Source organism: Kocuria gwangalliensis, from assembly GCF_039544365.1.
Taxonomy (GTDB): Bacteria; Actinomycetota; Actinomycetes; order Actinomycetales; family Micrococcaceae; genus Kocuria; species Kocuria gwangalliensis.
Genome location: NZ_BAABLN010000001.1, coordinates 266,623 through 282,338 on the forward strand (window position 1 = coordinate 266,623; position 15,716 = coordinate 282,338).

Below are 15,716 nucleotides of genomic sequence, written 5' to 3' on the forward strand. Positions count from 1 at the left end.
CGGAGGCGTGGAACAATGAGGATCATGTCGAAGACTCCACACACTCTCCCCTCCGGACGCGTGGCCCTGAGCCAGCAGAACCCTCCGATCGCGTTGGGACCTTTGGACGGTCGATACCGACCCCAGGCCGGCATCCTGGTCGACTATCTCTCGGAGGCCTCACTGAATCGCGAGCGCGTTCACGTGGAGGTCGAATGGTTCATCCACTTGTGTGAACAGCGCGCGCTGCCCGGGTTGGAACCGCTCACCCAGGGACAGAAGGACGGCCTGCGGGCCATCGTCACCGATTTCGATGCCCAATCCGTGGCCGAGCTGGCCGAGATCGAGGCGGTGACCGTTCACGATGTGAAGGCCGTGGAGTACTACATCGGTCGTCGCCTGCCGGAGCTGGGGCTGGAGCACCTCACGTCCCTCGTGCACTTTGCGTGCACCTCGGAGGACATCAACAACCTGTCCTACGCGTTGGGCGTCAAGGATGCCGTGACGGACGCCTGGCTGCCCGCCGCCCGCACGCTCGTGGCCGCAATCAGTTCCATGGCCCGGGGCGCCAAGGCAACGCCCATGCTGTCGCGCACCCACGGTCAGCCGGCCACCCCCACCACGTTGGGTAAGGAACTCGCGGTGTTCGCGCACCGCCTGAACCGTCAGCTGCACCGCATTGGCGCCACCGAGTACATGGGTAAGATCAACGGCGCCACCGGCACGTTCGCGGCCCACGTGGCCGCGGCCCCGGACACCGATTGGCCCGCCGTGTCCCAGTCCTTCGTGGAGGGTCTGGGGTTGGACTGGAACCCGCTGACCACCCAGATCGAGTCCCACGACTGGCAGGCCGAGCTCTACTCGGACATGTCCCGCTTCAACCGGATCCTGCACAACCTGTGCACGGACGTGTGGTCCTACATTTCCATCGGCTACTTCCAGCAGATCCCGGTCGAGGGCGCCACCGGTTCCTCCACCATGCCGCACAAGGTGAACCCCATTCGCTTCGAGAACGCCGAGGCCAACGCCGAGATCTCGTGCTCACTGCTGGACACCCTGGGCGCCACGCTGGTGACCTCGCGCTGGCAGCGTGACCTCACGGATTCCTCGTCACAGCGCAACATCGGCGTGGCCTTCGGCCACTCGATGCTCGCCATCTCCAACGTGGTCAAGGGCCTGGAACGCCTGGACGTGGCCGAGGACCTGTTGGCCGAGGACCTCGACGAGAACTGGGAGGTACTGGGCGAGGCCGTCCAGACCGCCATGCGCGCCGAGGCCATTGCCGGGCGTGAGGGCATGGACAACCCCTATGAGCGGCTCAAGGACCTGACCCGCGGCCACCGCGTGGACGGTGAGCGCATGCGCGAGTTCATTGGTGAGCTGGGCCTGTCCGAGGCCGCCGAACAGCGGCTCAAGGGTCTGACCCCGGGGCAGTACACCGGTTTGGCCGAGCAGCTCGTGGAGCGCTACGCGAACTGAGCCTCGTGACGCGTGGGAACACCGGCGGAAGCATCGGCAACCCAGCCCAGCACCTGCGCCGGAACGTTGGTGGTGATTTGTTGAACCCCCAGGGACAGGCACACGTGGGTGTCCGCGAACGAGTCGACCGTCCACACTCGTAGGACCGACCCGTTGGACCGCCACGCGAGCACGTCTCGGGGGTGATCGCGCACGTACTGGATCCCGGGCCCGGCCAGCTCCACCTCACCGTTGGTGATGATCGGGACGGCCGGGGGCACCACGAGTTTCATGCCGGCCCGGTAGACCACGGCAGCCGCGGGCCCCACCCGCATGCTGTGCCGCACCGTGCTCACGGTGGTGTCCGCGACCAGCTGGCACACGTGCCGTGGTGAGACGGACTGGAGAAAGTAGCGAACGCCGTCGGGATGAAAACTCATGACGGACACCTTGATGTTGCCCAGCCACCCGGTGTCGGGGTCCCAGCCGCGGCGCATGAGCAGCACCAGAACGGCTTCTTCCAGGCCCTGGCCGAACGCACTGGGATGTTTGGTCTCCACGGCCAGGCCCAGGGTGCGGCCCACGGATTCCAGCAGGTCAAGCAGCTCGTCGAGAGTCAACAACTGCTCGTGCCGGCGGCCGTGGGATTCCGGGATCGGCACGGCCTTCCACGAGATGAAATCCAGGGCCCGCAGTTGTTCCAGGGTGTGCTGCGATACCGGCCCGGTGCCGTTGGAGGTGCGGCCCAACTGAGCGTCGTGGTGGAGGACCAGGTGCCCGTCCCGGGTGAGCTGGACATCGCATTCCACTCCGTCAGCGCCGTCCAGGATCGCTTGGACGTACGCGGAACGGGTGAGTTCGGGAAATGCCGCGGAAGATCCTCGGTGCGCGTAGATCAGGGGGCGATCGGCGGCCCGCGCATTGGGGCGCTCAATGCGGTGTACTTGCTCCGGGTCGGTGCCGCGGAGGAGCGGTTCGGAGGATTCACGTGTGGTGAACACACGGCTACCGTATCCTCCGGACCTGAGGCGCCCGTGATCTCCCGGCCAAGGGCCCGTGACGGGCAGATGAACACCCCGGGGCCGCACCATGCGCTGCGGCCCCGGGGCGTTCATACCAACTGCTGCCGATCGCAGCAGCGGCTTACTTCTCGATCGAGTCCGGGTCCTTGACCTTGGTGCCGTCCCCGAAAGCCTTGGCGCGCGCAGCCGCATCGAGGGTGGCCGGGAACTGCGCGGGGAACTCACCAAAGGCTTCCTCGGTGGCCTTGATGACCTGGCGGGACATGGCCAGGTTGGCGCCCCCGCCCACCACGGCACCGATGCCGAACGGCAGGGCCCGGCCCATCACGGCACCGGTCTGCTTGGCCAGGAACCGCTTGACGAACATGTTGCGGATCGTGCGCCCGGCGTCGAACTTCTTGTTGCCGTCGCTCTTACCGAGCATGAGCCCCCACTTGTTGGTGAGGCCCTTGGAACGGCTGGAATTCGCCAGGATCTGGCTCATCAGCTGGTTCCCGTCTTCCCCGAGCATCAACGCCATGACCATGGTGCGGTTCTGCTCTTCGTCATCGGGGTGCACACCGTGCAGTTCGGCCATGGCCTGCGCGTACAGCGCGGTGGCCTCCAGGTAGCCGACCACGGCCACCGAGGACAGACCCAGCGACGCAATGGTACCGATGCCGGGAACCAAGGCTGTGGCACCCACTGCCCCGCCGCCCACGGTCACCGAACGCTTGTAGGTCTTGGTCAGGCGCTTGGCGATCTGAGCGGGCGTGTCCTTGGGGTGCTGCTCGCGTTCACGCTGCAGCATTTTGATCACCATGGGGCGCTGCACCCGCAGCACGTGGTTCAAAAACTTGTTGACACCCGGTTTGGGCTTGCCGTCCTCGTCAAAGGCCTTGTTCAGCGGGTTCATGTCCATATCGGTGCACTCCTCGAGGCGTACTCAATCGGTCGGGGCTGGTCTCACCTGTCACTGGCGTCAACTATTGCACAGCCCGCTGATCACCGCGCGGGCGTTCGCTCTCCGACGACGCCGCACGAGCCGGGTTCCGCGTATCTCACCCTCCCGGGTGGTTCCCTCTCTCGCTCACGAACTCGTCCCACGCGTTCAGTTTGCGCAGCAGGTCCGTTTTCTTGATCACGTGGCCCGACATCCGCCCCAGGATCGAGGACAGGGCGGCAATCGTGTCAATGATGAACGGCCCCTTATTGAGCATCACGCACTCGGCGCGCTGGCCCTGGGCGGCATCCGTGACCTCCGCGCGGGAAGGAATACCCTTTTTCGCCAGGCTCTCCAGCACCTGGGTGGCCCAGATGACCGGCACGTGGGCGGCCTCACACAGCCACAGGATTTCCTGTTGAACTTCCGCGAGGCGTTCGAACCCGGTTTCCACCGCCAGGTCGCCGCGCGCGATCATGACCCCGGCGTCCTTCCAGCGCATGACCTCCAACAACATTTGCGGCAACTGCTCGAACCCGCCCACCGTCTCGATCTTGAGGGTCACGTCCACGTCGGTGGCGCCCAACCGGGTGAGTTCGTCCAACAAATCGGTGACGTCCGTGCGACTGCGGACGAACGACATGTTCACGATGTCCGCGTTGCGGGCCACGAACTTCAGGTCCCGGCGGTCCTGCTCGGTGAGTGAGCGGATCCGTAGCTCGGTGTCCGGGAAATTAATGCCCTTCTCCGCCTTCAGATTGGAGCCATTAGGCCCGGCATGCAGGACGTCGATGTCCATGCTGTCGGGGGTCACGGAACGGACGACTCCGCCGATCTTGCCGTCGTTCAGCCACACCCGATCCCCCGGTTCGACATCCTCGAACGCCTCGGGGAGGGTGCACCCAATGCTGAACGGGGAGTGGCTCACCGCGGGCACCGGCTCCAGGCTGCGCACGAGCCGCAGGGTGTCACCGATGTTCAGCCGCAGCGCCTGCTCGGTTTCGGGCAACTCGCCCAGGACCGCCCGGTCCCCGTTGGCGGCCGTGAGGACCAAATCGGTGGCGAAATACACGGTTTTGGCGAATTCCACCAGCACACCACCGTCCTCCACCGCCACCACGTGCAGGGAGCGCCCGGATTCACGTGCGTCCCGCAGCCGGATCCGCTCCCCCACCGAACGTTGCGTCAACCACGACGCCGGGCTCACCGGCACGCTGGGCAGCAAGTCATCGTGGGGCGAGCTCCCCAGCCAGAGTCGAGCGCGTTCCGTGATGTGCCCCCTCGCGTCGCGCGTGGGTTTGATCTTCTCGACACGCGGCCCCGGCTCGATCGGCCCGGTGCGCACCTTGGGCCCGCCCAGATCCATGGAGATCCTTAGATCCTTGTCCGATTCCGACGCCGCCGCGCGCACGTGCTCGATCATGCGCGCCCATTCCTCGGGCCCGTCATGCGCGCAGTTGACGCGGGCCACGTTCATCCCGGCGGCCACCATGTCCCGGACCAGGGCGGGGTCCCCGGCGGCCTCGGAAGGTAACGTGACCATGATGCGGGTCTCTCGGTCCTCGGGGGCCCGCCCCAGCAGGTGCACAGTGTTGCGCACCAGCGTTTCCTGGCCACCGCCCTGGTCCTCTCCGGGGTCGATTCCCACGTCGAGCATGTCCAGATCGGGTTCGGGCTTGTCTGCAATGGCCGCCAGGCTCAGCAGCACCGCCTTTAGGTGGTCCTCCACCCCGGCCTCCATGCGGCCCAGCGATGAGAGCCCCAGCTCCGAGAGGTCCGCCTGCAACTGGCGGACGTCCTGGCTGCGCACCGCGGCGTAATCGACCAGATTCACGGCGGACCAACGGTGGCGGGGGCGGACACGGTTGATGCGATCCAACTGCGCGGTCCGTGCCTTGCTCACCACGCGGAATAATTCCTGCACCGCGTCCATGGCCTGCGCCGCCACCTCGCGACGCTGCTGGAACACACGGTCTGGCACTTGGCTCATGCTCTGGTCAACCCCCTGGTCCTATGGTGTCCGTCCAACGTAGTGACACCACATTTACGGACGGTTAACGGCCCTGACGTCAGTGTCGACTGAAATCCGTGAATTTGCCGGTGACCGGACCGTAATGGGCGTCCACGGTCATAACGACACCCGGGGTGTCACTGGAATTGAGGGACGTGAGCAGGTCACGCACCGCCCAGCGAGGACCCTCCACCATGATGGTCACGGTGCCGTCGGAATTATTGGTCGCGTGCCCGACCAGCCCGAGCTTCTCGGCGTGTCTCCAAGCCCAGTAGCGAAATCCCACGCCTTGCACGGTCCCGTGGACCACCGCAGTCATGGCAAGGGGTTCGTTGACATCGAGTTCTTCGGGTTCACGGTCGTCGGACGCGCGCGGGTGCAGTGATGGCATCTCCATGGACCCAGATTAGGAGATACTTCTGGAAGAACATACTGCTGTTGTTCGGCAGCACGCGTGAAAGGTCACCTCACCCATGTCCGAAACCCCCGCACTCGACCCGCAGGATCGGCTCGACATCCTGGAAACCCTGCATTTCTTGTCCCATGTGATCGACAACCGTGAATGGGATCATTTGGCGTACGCGGTGACCGAGGACGTCGAATACCTGGCCCCTCGCATGGTCACCCCCACATCGGTGGCGGACTTGGCACCCGCCATGGCCTTGCACGGGCCCGCGGGGATCCGGCAGGGCTACGAACTGTCCCAAGTGGCCCAGTACGGCAGCGTGCACGTGCTCAACACCGTCATCGAACCCATTGACGAGGACACCGCGGTCACGTGGAGCCGAATGATCCTGGTGTCCTTCGATCAGCGGGCCGTGGGTACCGATGTGGTGGACACGGTGGTGCGCACCCCGGACGGCTGGCGCATTTGCCGACGTGTGCTCCACGCACGGAACATGGTGCGCGAGGCGGAGCGTTCCGGTGCCGGGTACGTTCCGGGTCCTTACACGTTCGTGCACTTCAACGAGGCCATCGTTCGTGCCCAGGAAACCAACGCGACCACCGGTCACCCCCGTCGTGAGGAGCAGACCCGATGAGTGCCGCTCGGTGGGAGCGCCCGGCCGCCGTTGATGCGCTTGAAATCCATGAGGTCCTGGCACGGTACGCGCACTGCATCGACAACCGCGACTGGGAACAGCTCTCCCGTATTTTCACCGCCGATGTGAAGTTCGGGGGCCCGGGTCACTACACCCGATCCCGGGATGATGTTCCGGGACGCATTGAGCAGGTGAGCCCGTATCACCCGCACTACACCACGGACACTGTGATCCACAGCCTCCCCGTCGATTCGGAGGGCAGGAAACGTGCTCGGTCGTGGAGTAAATATTTCATCGTGCGCCACGACCGGACCTTGGCCTCCGGGGATTACCTGGACGAATGGGTGCGCACGGAAGCGGGGTGGCGCATCCTGCAACGCCGGGTGTCCCGAGGGCAGCGCTGGGAGAACGACCCCGGGGGTGCCTCCCAGCGTGACCTGGGAATGGGAGATTTTCTGGCGCCCGCCTCCTAGGAGAGCTCCGCCAGGCCCTCGGTGATCACGGTGTCGCCGTCCGCGAAATCAATCTTTTTCCCCACCGTGGTGTCGGGTGCGGCCAATGCGGCGGCGGCAACCAGGGCCACGTTGCCGCGTGCCGTGTCGACGGCGTCGTCCCCCTGGCCCGGGTCGGTGGTGATCATGCCGGTTGTTTCGTCATCGGTGAGCTTGCCCGGACCCAGAATGGTCCATTTCAGGGAGCTCTCGCGCAGGTGGTCGTCCGCGTCCGCCTTGGCCTGCGCGTACGCGTAGAAGGAATCATCCTCCGGGACGCCGTGATCCTGGCCCGCGCCCATGTAGGAGACCATCACGTAGCGCTCGACGCCCGCGGCCTGAGCCGCGTCCATGGAGCGGATAGCGGCATCACGATCCACGGCGTACGTGCGCTCGGGATCGCCGCCACCGGCGCCAGCGGACCACACGACGGCGTCCTGGCCGGCCACCAGTTCCTTGAGGCCGTCCGTATCGAGTTTCTCGACGTCCGCGACCACGGCGGTCGCGCCGCGGTCCTCGACGTCCTGGACCTGTGACTCGGAGCGAATCACCGAGTTCACGCGGTGTCCGTCTCCCGAGAGGATTTGGCTCAGCTGCAGGGCCACCTTGCCGTGGCCTCCGATGATCATGATGTTCGACATGGTTAGTCCTTCCGTAGCCGGTAGTACTTCCGTGCCGTGGTCGTTCCGTTGATTCGGATGGCCGCCCACACCGCTACCAGCAGCAGGGCGATGACCACGGCGGGTGCCACTGTCCATAGCGCGATGAGCACCAAGATCATTCCCACCAGGGCCGGAATCATGGGCCAGCCGTACTGCACCATTTCCACGGCCATGTAGTCCTGGACCCGCAGATGCGCGGTGTCCTGCGGCAAACGGCCGGTTCGAGCGCTCGCACGGACCCCTTTGGAACCCATGGAGCGTTCCTCCATCATTCCCACCCGCGGCACCTGGTCGACACGCATGAGCGACAGGATCACGCCCCCCAGCGACGCCGCCGCGCCCGCCAGCAGTACCGGCCACTGCCAGGCGCTGTGGAGGATACCGGTTTGGTTCAGCCGATCACCGGCCACTATCCCCACAATGCCCGCACTGAGTGCCACCACCGCCACCACGGCCAGGCGACGTTTCCACACCTTGTCGACCCATGCCAGCGAGGGGATGGGGACATTGGGTCGGTCGGCTCCCGTGAGTCGGTATTCCTGTGTCACGACGAGTCCTCCTTACGAGTTTTTGTTGGACGCCCCCAACTCTTTGTACAACCTGCTCACCACGGCATGCAGATCGGCGCTGTCATGTTCCACCAGCGCCTCGGTCAACACACCCAGTAGACCGTGAATCATGAACCGGTCATAAAGGCTTGCAGGGCTGGGCTGATGGTGTTCGTTGCGTAGTTGCCGGCACGCCGCGGCAAGTTGGAGCACCAGGGCGTTGCCCGCCAGATAGCCACCCGGACCGGAGAGCACGGCGGAGTAGTACGCCCGATACTCACTCACGTGCTCAACCACGGTGTGGGCGAGCCGCTCCATCACATCACCGTTTCCGGTGGTACCGGCGCCCTTCAAGGACAGCTCTGCGCGTAAGAGATTCACGGTGGTCTGGAGTAATACCTGCTCGCGTGAACCGAAGTTCTCGTACACGGCCTTGCGACTCACGCCGGCGGCCTGAGCGATTTCGGTCATGCCCACGTGGGATCCGCGGCGGGCCACCAGATCGACCGTGGCATCCACCACCGCTTTACGCGTTCGCTCTCTTCGTCGATCCATGAGGGTCTCCAATATCCAATGAGAAACTAAATAATACGCTCACTTCCTATTGAACGACATCCTCGGAGTTGGGAGCACCCCCTTTAGGGTTGGGTCCCCCGCTCACCACGAACACCAGGCCCTCGCCGTCGAACTCCACGAACCCGGCTGCACCGGAGTACAGCAGTGAATGCCCGGCCCGCAATTCATGATCCGAGGTCCCCGGCTCGCAGATTCTGGCCGTCACATTTCCCTCGGCGACCAGCACCACGGAGGTCCCCGGGATCCGCCGGCGTAGGGCGTGCTCACGGTGCACCTGGACGGCCACCATGCTCAGGGAGGCGTCCCACAAGGGGTAGCACACCGACCCGTCGGGGCTGGAATCCGGGTCGAGGATCTCGATCGGGGCCTGCTGCGGAGCCAACACGGACAGTAGCTCCGGCACGTCCATGTGCTTTTGCGTGAGTCCGGCTCGCAGCACATTGTCCGAACAACCCATGATCTCCACGGCCGTTCCGGAGATGTACGCGTGCAGTTGTTGGGGCGGGGTGTGCACCGCCTGTCCGGGGTGCAGGTGCACGAGGTTCATGCACAGGGCCACGAGCATGCCCGGGTCACCCGGGTAGTGATGATCCAGCAGCTCAATCACGTGGACGGCCCGTTCCAGCTGGGTGGCCGTGGGGCCCAAGGCCACGTCGTCGTTGGCTTCGGGCAGGTGCGCCAATCGTGTCCTGCGCAGCCGGGCTGCTGCGCTCACGCACGCTCGAACGGAATCCGCGGCGTGCTCCTCGGACAGCGTCAGCGCCGCTCGCAGCGCCGAGGGCTCGCCGGCCGCCCACGACAGCCAGTTCAAGCGCAACTCCTGCGCAAGCTCACGCAACTGCGCCCCCGTTTGTTGTCCCGCCAGTAACCACATATTGGTGAGAGCCACCACGGTTTCCGGTTTGGCTCGGTCGTCCTTGTAATTGCGGGACGGGGATTCGAGGGGCACCCGCTGATCGTTGTCCCGCGCAAAACCCTCCTTGGCCTGCTGGGTCGACGGGTGGACCTGAATGGACAACGGAGCGGCAATCGCGAGAATTTTCAGCAGGAACGGCAGATCCGGCAGAACCTCGACGAGGCTCGTGGAGTGGCCCCCCACCTCGATGACGGATGGCGCACTCGGGTGGGCGCCCATCCACAGTTCCGCCTCCGGCTGCTCACTGGGTACAGGCCTACCCTGCATGGTGGCCAACACGGATCGTGATCCCCACGCGTAATTCTGAATCGGATTGTCCATCCGAAAGAACTCTGCCATGCAGATCATCCAATCACAGCGGACTTGAGGATTCGTGTGGACCTTGCCGGGGCACCGGCCCGTCTCACGTAGAATTCGGCCCTGTGACCATAGATCTTTCTTCCTCGTTCAAGGCCTACGATGTGCGCGGCATTGTGGGCTCCACCATCACTGCGGACAGCGTGCGAGCCACCGGCGCCGCATACGTCGATGTGCTCGGTCTGGCAGGCACCACCGTGGCCGTGGGCGGAGACATGCGCCCCTCCTCCCCCGAATTCATCGACGCGTTCGCCCAGGGTGCCATGGCGCGCGGCGCGGATGTGATCAAGATCGGCACCATCTCCACGGACGAGTTGTACTTCGCGTGCGGCACGCTCAACTGCGCCGGCGTGACCTTCACCGCGAGCCACAATCCCGCCGCCTACAACGGCATCAAGATGTCCATGGCCGGAGCAGTCCCGGTGTCCTCGGACACCGGACTCTTTGAGATCCGTGACCTCGCCCAGCAGTACCTGGACTCGAGTGACATTCCGCAGGCCGAACGGCAAGGTACGGAAACCAGCCGGGATGTCCTGGCCGACTACGCTCGCTACCTGCGTGACTTGGTGGACCTCAGCAAGATCCGCCCCCTCAAGGTGGTCGTGGACGCGGGTAACGGCATGGCCGGCCTGACGACTCCCGCGGTCCTGGGAGACGCCGAGCTCAAGGCCTTACCCCTGGAGATCGTGCCCCTGTACTTCGAGCTGGACGGCACGTTCCCCAATCACCCCGCCAACCCGCTCGAACCGGCAAACCTCGTGGATCTGCAGGTTGCGGTCCGCGAACAGGGTGCAGACATCGGATTGGCCTTCGACGGGGACGCGGATCGCTGCTTCGTGGTGGACGAGCGCGGCGAGCCCGTCTCTCCGTCGGCCATTGCCGCCATCGTGGCCGAACGCGAGATCGCCCGGGCCCGCGCCGGGGGCGACGAGCAGCCCGTGGTGATCCACAACCTGATCACCTCCAAGGCTGTGCCGGAGCTCGTGGAGGCCAACGGTGGCCGCGCCGTGCGCACCCGTGTGGGGCACTCGTTCATCAAGGCCGTGATGGCCTCCGAGAAGGCCGTGTTCGGTGGTGAGCACTCCGCCCACTACTACTTCAAGGACTTCTACAACGCGGACACCGGAATGCTCGCGGCCATGCACGTGCTGGCGGCCCTCGGTGAGCAGCAGGGCACCCTGAGCGATCTGATGGACCGTTACGACCCCTACGTGGCGTCCGGCGAGATCAACTCCGAGATCGAGGACAAAGCCTCTGCGGTGGATCGTGTGCGCGCACACTACGCCGAACACGGCCCCGCCGTCACGGTCGAGGACATGGACGGCACCACCTTCACCCACCCGGGTGAGGGCTGGTGGTTCAACCTGCGTCCGTCCAACACCGAGCCGTTCCTGCGGCTCAACGTGGAGGCTCCGGATAGCGCCACCATGGAGCGCGTCCGGGACACAGTGCTGGGTCTGGTGCGTCAGGGCTGAGAATCCGGGCCACGTTCGCATTGGATACGACGACGCCGCGCGGGACTTCCCGTGCGGCGTCGTCGTTTTCGGGCGCCCCGGCCGGCCGGGGCAGCGAGGGAGAGAAAACCCCTTAGACGTTGGCCTGGCGGGCTTCGTCGTGCAACATCCACTGGTCGGGACCGAAGATTTCGTAGTGAATGTTCCGGCCCGGGACACCCTTTTCAATGAGCTGCGAACGCAGTCCCTTCATGAAGGGCAGGGGCCCGCACATGAACGCGGTGGTGTCCTCGTCGACGTCCAGGTCGACCTCGGAAAGGTCCATGAAGCCCTCGTGATCGCCTTCACCGGGCGTCTCCATCCACGTGATCATTTGAGCATTGGGCAGGCTGTCCACCAGGCGCTCCATGATCTGGCGACCCGGCCAACGGCCCAAGGAGTGGTCTGCATGCAGCACGGTGACCTTGCGCTGCGATCCTTCCTTGGCCAGGCGATCCAGGAACGAGACGATCGGGGTGGTACCGATACCGGCCGAAGCCAGCAACAGCGCGCTGTGCCCCTCATCCAGGACCACGTCACCGTAGGGGTTGGAGATCTCCAGAATGTCCCCCTCGTTGATGTCCTCATGCAAAATGGGGGTCACCTCGCCCTGGGGGTCCTTACGGATCACCACGCGACGGTGGCCCTCCTGAGAGGGCACCAGGGTGAACTGGCGAGGCTGCCGGATGCCGTCTTTGACCTTGACCTGGATGGTCACGTACTGGCCGGGGATCGGGCGGGTCAACGGGGTGTCATCAGCGGGTTCGAACTCGAACGCGATGACGTCCTTGGCGATGTCTTCCTTCGAGATCAGCTTGAACGGTGCAAACATCACGTCATTGGCCTGCTGACCGTAAAGACCCTTCTCCAGCTTGATCAGGGCGTCCGCCATGAGCCAGTAGACCTCGTCCCACGCGGCAACGACCTCGGGAGTCGCGGCATCGCCCAGGTCGGCTGCAATGGCACCGAACAGGTGCTCGTGCACGGTGGAGTACTCATCGGGCAGCAGACCCAAAGACGTGTGCTTGTGGGCCACGCGCGAGAGCACTTCGTCCGGGTAGGAATCCGGATTCTTCAGCAGGTGCGAGGCAAAGGCCGCGATGGAACCGGCCAGCGCCTGCGGCTGAGTGCCGTTCTTCTGGTTGGAGCGGCTGAACATGCCGTCCAGCAGATCGGGGCGGGCGTTGAACATGGACTTGTAGAACTCGGGCGTGATCGCGGGGATCCGCTCGGCGATCACACCAATGGTTTGTTCGATGACGGGGCGAGACTTTTCAGACAGCACGGCTGCTCCTTAGGTGGGAAACCCTGTGTTCCGAAATCTAGCATCCTAAATACAAGTAATCTAACTCTCAGATGAAAGAGTCTTCCGGGGGTGCCAGCCCGATGCTGACCGCCACCTTGCCTATTTGGCGCTCGTTGACCAGATCGGCAATGGTGACATCGTCCAGCTCGCGATAAAAGGCCTCGCGCGCCCCGGCCAGTGCGGCGCGCAACCGGCAGCCGTGATTGAGAGGGCAGGCCGCCTCATCGGCTTCACACTCGACCATGGCGGTGTCGGCCTCGAGCTCGCGCAGTACGGAACCCACACTTGATCGCAGGCCCTCTTCCGTCACACTCACACCCCCGGACCGGCCACGGAGGGAGACGAGCAGACCCATGGAGCGCAGTTTCGCCACGGTTTTGGTCACGTGGTGATAGGGGGCACCCACCCCTTCGGCAATGCGCTGGGTGGACAGCAGAGTGCCCTCCGGCAGACCACCCATCAGGAGCAGCACTCGCAGGGAAATATCCGAAAAAGCCGTCAGCTTCACGTCGCGGGCCTCCTCTCCGGGCTTGAATCCAGTAGATGTAGCAAACCTTGTCATAACCGTTAGTTGCACTGGAAAATTCCGCGGCGCTGACCCGCCCGCATCTTCACTGACGTGTCATTGCGCTCCGCGCTACACAGGTGGTGGCCTCCGTAGCGGATCGCCACCCGCGAGCGGTGACCGGAAACGCACATGGAAACGCCGCGCCCGCCACTCCTCCGCAGAGTGACGTGCACGGCGTGACTACCTCACGGGGACAGTGGCCGGGCCGGGCCGGTCCACGTCCGGGTCAGGAGCTCTTGAGGCGCTCCTCGAGACCCGCGCGCTGCTCCAGGATGACCTCCGGGACATCGCCGAGCTTGTGGAACCACTCGTCGATACCCGGCAGCTCCGCCAGCCACTCGTCCTTGTCCACGCGCAGTGCGGCGTCGAGTTCTTCATCGGAGATGTCCAGGCCGCTCAGGTCCAGGTCCTCCTTGGCGGGAACAACGCCCACGGGGGTTTCCTGACCACCCGCGGTGCCCCTGAGCCGCTCGACGATCCACTTGACCACGCGGGAGTTCTCGCCGAAGCCCGGCCACGCGAAGCCACCGTCCGCGGTGCGGCGGAACCAGTTCACGTAGTAGATCTTGGGCATGTTCTCCTCACCCACGCGGGCGCCGGTGTCGAGCCAGTGCTCGAGGTAGTCATTGGCGTTGTAGCCGATGAAGGGGAGCATGGCCATGGGGTCGCGACGAACCACACCCACCGCGCCCTTGGCCGCGGCGGTGGTTTCGGACGAGAGTGTCGCACCCTGGAAGACACCGTGTTCCCAGCCGAAGGACTCGGAGACCAGGGGCACGGTGGTCTTGCGGCGGCCACCGAAGATGATGGCAGACAGCGGTACACCTTCGGGGTCGTCGTACTCTTCGGCCAGGATGTCGACCTGTTTGATGGGGGTGCAGAAACGTGAGTTGGGGTGCGCGGCCGGACGCCCGGACTCCGGGGTCCAGTCGTTACCCTTCCAGTCGGTCAGGTGCTCGGGGACCTCGTCGGTCATACCCTCCCACCACACGCCGCCGTCGTCGGTGAGCGCAACGTTGGTGAAGATGGTGTTGCCGCGCGCCACTCCGCGCATGGCGTTGGGGTTGGTGGACCAGCCGGTACCCGGAGCCACACCGAACAGGCCGGCCTCGGGATTGACCACGCGCGCCTGACCGTTCTTGAAGCGGATCCAGGAGATGTCGTCTCCGACCATCTCGGCCTTCCAGCCGTCGATGGTGGGTTCGAGCATTGCGAAGTTCGTCTTACCGCAAGCGGACGGGAAGGCCGCGGAGATGTAGCGAGCTTCGCCTTCCGGGTCGGTGATCTTCAGGATGAGCATGTGCTCGGCCAGCCAGCCCTCGTCGTGCGCGATTGCAGATGCGATGCGCAGCGCGTAGCACTTCTTGCCGAGCAGCGCGTTACCGCCGTAACCGGAGCCGAAGGACCAAATGGCGCGATCCTCGGGGAACTGCACGATGTACTTGGACGGGTTGCACGGCCACGGGACGTCTTCTTCACCGGGCTCGAGCGGAGCGCCCAGGGAGTGCAGGGCCTCGACGAAGAACGCGTTGTCGCGGGTCATCTTGTCCAAGACCGGAGTGCCGATGGTGGCCATGATCCGCATGGAGCACACCACGTAAGCGGAGTCGGTGATCTCCACACCGTACTTGGGATCCTCAGCCTCCAGGCTGCCCATCACGAACGGAATCACGTACATGGTGCGCCCGCGCATGGACCCGGTGAACTTACCGATCAAGGTTTCCTTCATGACCGCGGGGTCTTCCCAGTTATTGGTGGGACCGGCTCCCTTGGGAGTCTTGGTGCAGATGAAGGTGCGCTCCTCGACACGGGCTACGTCATCCGGATCGGAGAAAGCGGCGAAAGAATTGGGGAATCTTTCCTCGTCCAGCCGAACGAACGTGCCGGCGTCCACGAGCTCGGTGGTCAGCGTGTTCCATTCTTCCTCGGAACCATCTGCCCAGTGAATGGCGTCCGGCTGGGTCATTTCAGCCATGTCGCGAACCCAGTCCAGGAGGCGCTGGTGCGTGGTGGGTGCGTTGTCGAGCGCTTCACGCGCAGCCTGTTTGAGTCCGGTGGATTCGCTGCTTGCAGTGGTGTTGTCAGCCATTGACATGTCTCCTCGTTGAGGCCGTCTTGCCGCGCCCGTGGTCGGCGATGCAGCTGCCCGTCGAACGATCTCCCAACTACATCGTTGGATGAGACCCGGGGGACTAGCTCCGGCAGGGTTATGCGTGTGTTTCCAGTCTATCGCGGCAACGCCGCCGCCCGATGAGCGTTACATCACACCGCTGGTCGGCTCCCTAATTTTCAGGGCTATTTCAAAGTCGGTGAGTGTGGTGTGGATTTTCGCGCGGGCTTGTGGGGTCCCGGCGTGGCTGCTGGTCA

The 15,716-nt window shown here is 64.6% G+C and carries 15 protein-coding genes; 4 read left to right on the top strand and 11 right to left on the bottom strand.

Going from position 1 to position 15,716, the window contains the following annotated elements; genetic code table 11:
- Positions 1–24: 24 nt before the first annotated feature.
- A complete protein-coding gene (gene purB / locus ABEA06_RS01200) occupies positions 25–1,458 on the top strand; it encodes an adenylosuccinate lyase (protein ID WP_312395620.1) in 1,434 nt (477 codons plus the stop codon).
- Here purB and ABEA06_RS01205 read toward each other — a convergent pair.
- From ABEA06_RS01205 to ABEA06_RS01220, 4 genes are all read right to left on the bottom strand, one after another.
- Positions 1,446–2,372 carry a glycerophosphodiester phosphodiesterase gene (locus ABEA06_RS01205; protein ID WP_396415695.1) on the bottom strand — a complete coding sequence of 309 codons (927 nt, stop codon included), beginning with the start codon at positions 2,370–2,372 and terminating at the stop codon, positions 1,446–1,448. The two genes, purB and ABEA06_RS01205, sit on opposite strands and share 13 nt — an antisense overlap.
- Before the next feature lie 208 nt (positions 2,373–2,580).
- On the bottom strand, positions 2,581–3,360 hold the full coding sequence (locus ABEA06_RS01210; RefSeq protein ID WP_303381935.1) for a di- and tripeptidase: 780 nt from the start codon (positions 3,358–3,360) through the stop codon (positions 2,581–2,583).
- A gap of 139 nt (positions 3,361–3,499) precedes the next feature.
- Positions 3,500–5,371, bottom strand: a complete 1,872-nt coding sequence (locus ABEA06_RS01215; RefSeq protein ID WP_303381936.1) for a pyruvate kinase — start codon at positions 5,369–5,371, stop codon at positions 3,500–3,502.
- A 79-nt stretch (positions 5,372–5,450) separates the two neighbouring features.
- Entirely contained in the window at positions 5,451–5,789 is a 339-nt protein-coding gene (locus ABEA06_RS01220; RefSeq protein WP_303381937.1) for an acylphosphatase, read from the bottom strand.
- A 76-nt stretch (positions 5,790–5,865) separates the two neighbouring features.
- On the opposite strand from ABEA06_RS01220, the gene ABEA06_RS01225 reads away from it, so the two are divergent.
- Together ABEA06_RS01225 and ABEA06_RS01230 are read left to right on the top strand one after the other, a co-directional pair.
- Positions 5,866–6,432 (top strand): nuclear transport factor 2 family protein, encoded by a 567-nt coding sequence (locus ABEA06_RS01225; protein WP_303381938.1) that lies wholly within the window; start codon positions 5,866–5,868, stop codon positions 6,430–6,432.
- Positions 6,429–6,905, top strand: a complete 477-nt coding sequence (locus ABEA06_RS01230; RefSeq protein ID WP_312395624.1) for a nuclear transport factor 2 family protein — start codon at positions 6,429–6,431, stop codon at positions 6,903–6,905. The genes ABEA06_RS01225 and ABEA06_RS01230 overlap by 4 nt, the downstream gene beginning before the upstream one ends.
- On the opposite strand, the gene ABEA06_RS01235 is transcribed toward ABEA06_RS01230, so the two are convergent.
- The 4 genes from ABEA06_RS01235 to manA are packed head-to-tail and all read right to left on the bottom strand — an operon-like array spanning position 6,902 to position 9,964.
- A complete protein-coding gene (locus ABEA06_RS01235; RefSeq protein ID WP_303381940.1) occupies positions 6,902–7,564 on the bottom strand; it encodes an SDR family oxidoreductase in 663 nt (220 codons plus the stop codon). The two genes, ABEA06_RS01230 and ABEA06_RS01235, sit on opposite strands and share 4 nt — an antisense overlap.
- Before the next feature lie 2 nt (positions 7,565–7,566).
- Positions 7,567–8,133 (bottom strand): hypothetical protein, encoded by a 567-nt coding sequence (locus tag ABEA06_RS01240; RefSeq protein ID WP_345310292.1) that lies wholly within the window; start codon positions 8,131–8,133, stop codon positions 7,567–7,569.
- 12 nt (positions 8,134–8,145) lie between these two features.
- Complete coding sequence (locus ABEA06_RS01245) at positions 8,146–8,688, bottom strand: TetR/AcrR family transcriptional regulator (RefSeq protein WP_345310293.1); 543 nt, start codon at positions 8,686–8,688, stop codon at positions 8,146–8,148.
- Positions 8,689–8,734: 46 nt separating this feature from the next.
- The gene (gene manA / locus ABEA06_RS01250; protein ID WP_345310294.1) at positions 8,735–9,964 is read right to left on the bottom strand and encodes a mannose-6-phosphate isomerase, class I; all 1,230 of its coding nucleotides are present in this window, start codon (positions 9,962–9,964) and stop codon (positions 8,735–8,737) included.
- Positions 9,965–10,047: 83 nt separating this feature from the next.
- Here manA and ABEA06_RS01255 point away from each other — a divergent pair, with 83 nt between their 5' ends.
- The gene (locus tag ABEA06_RS01255; protein ID WP_345310295.1) at positions 10,048–11,457 is read left to right on the top strand and encodes a phosphomannomutase/phosphoglucomutase; all 1,410 of its coding nucleotides are present in this window, start codon (positions 10,048–10,050) and stop codon (positions 11,455–11,457) included.
- A 112-nt stretch (positions 11,458–11,569) separates the two neighbouring features.
- Here ABEA06_RS01255 and ABEA06_RS01260 read toward each other — a convergent pair whose 3' ends face one another.
- The 3 genes from ABEA06_RS01260 to ABEA06_RS01270 form a co-directional block, all read right to left on the bottom strand.
- Entirely contained in the window at positions 11,570–12,760 is a 1,191-nt protein-coding gene (locus ABEA06_RS01260) for a globin domain-containing protein (RefSeq protein ID WP_345310296.1), read from the bottom strand.
- A 67-nt stretch (positions 12,761–12,827) separates the two neighbouring features.
- The gene (locus tag ABEA06_RS01265) at positions 12,828–13,289 is read right to left on the bottom strand and encodes an RrF2 family transcriptional regulator (protein ID WP_303381946.1); all 462 of its coding nucleotides are present in this window, start codon (positions 13,287–13,289) and stop codon (positions 12,828–12,830) included.
- Positions 13,290–13,575: 286 nt separating this feature from the next.
- A complete protein-coding gene (locus ABEA06_RS01270; protein WP_345310297.1) occupies positions 13,576–15,438 on the bottom strand; it encodes a phosphoenolpyruvate carboxykinase (GTP) in 1,863 nt (620 codons plus the stop codon).
- Positions 15,439–15,716 lie beyond the last annotated feature (278 nt).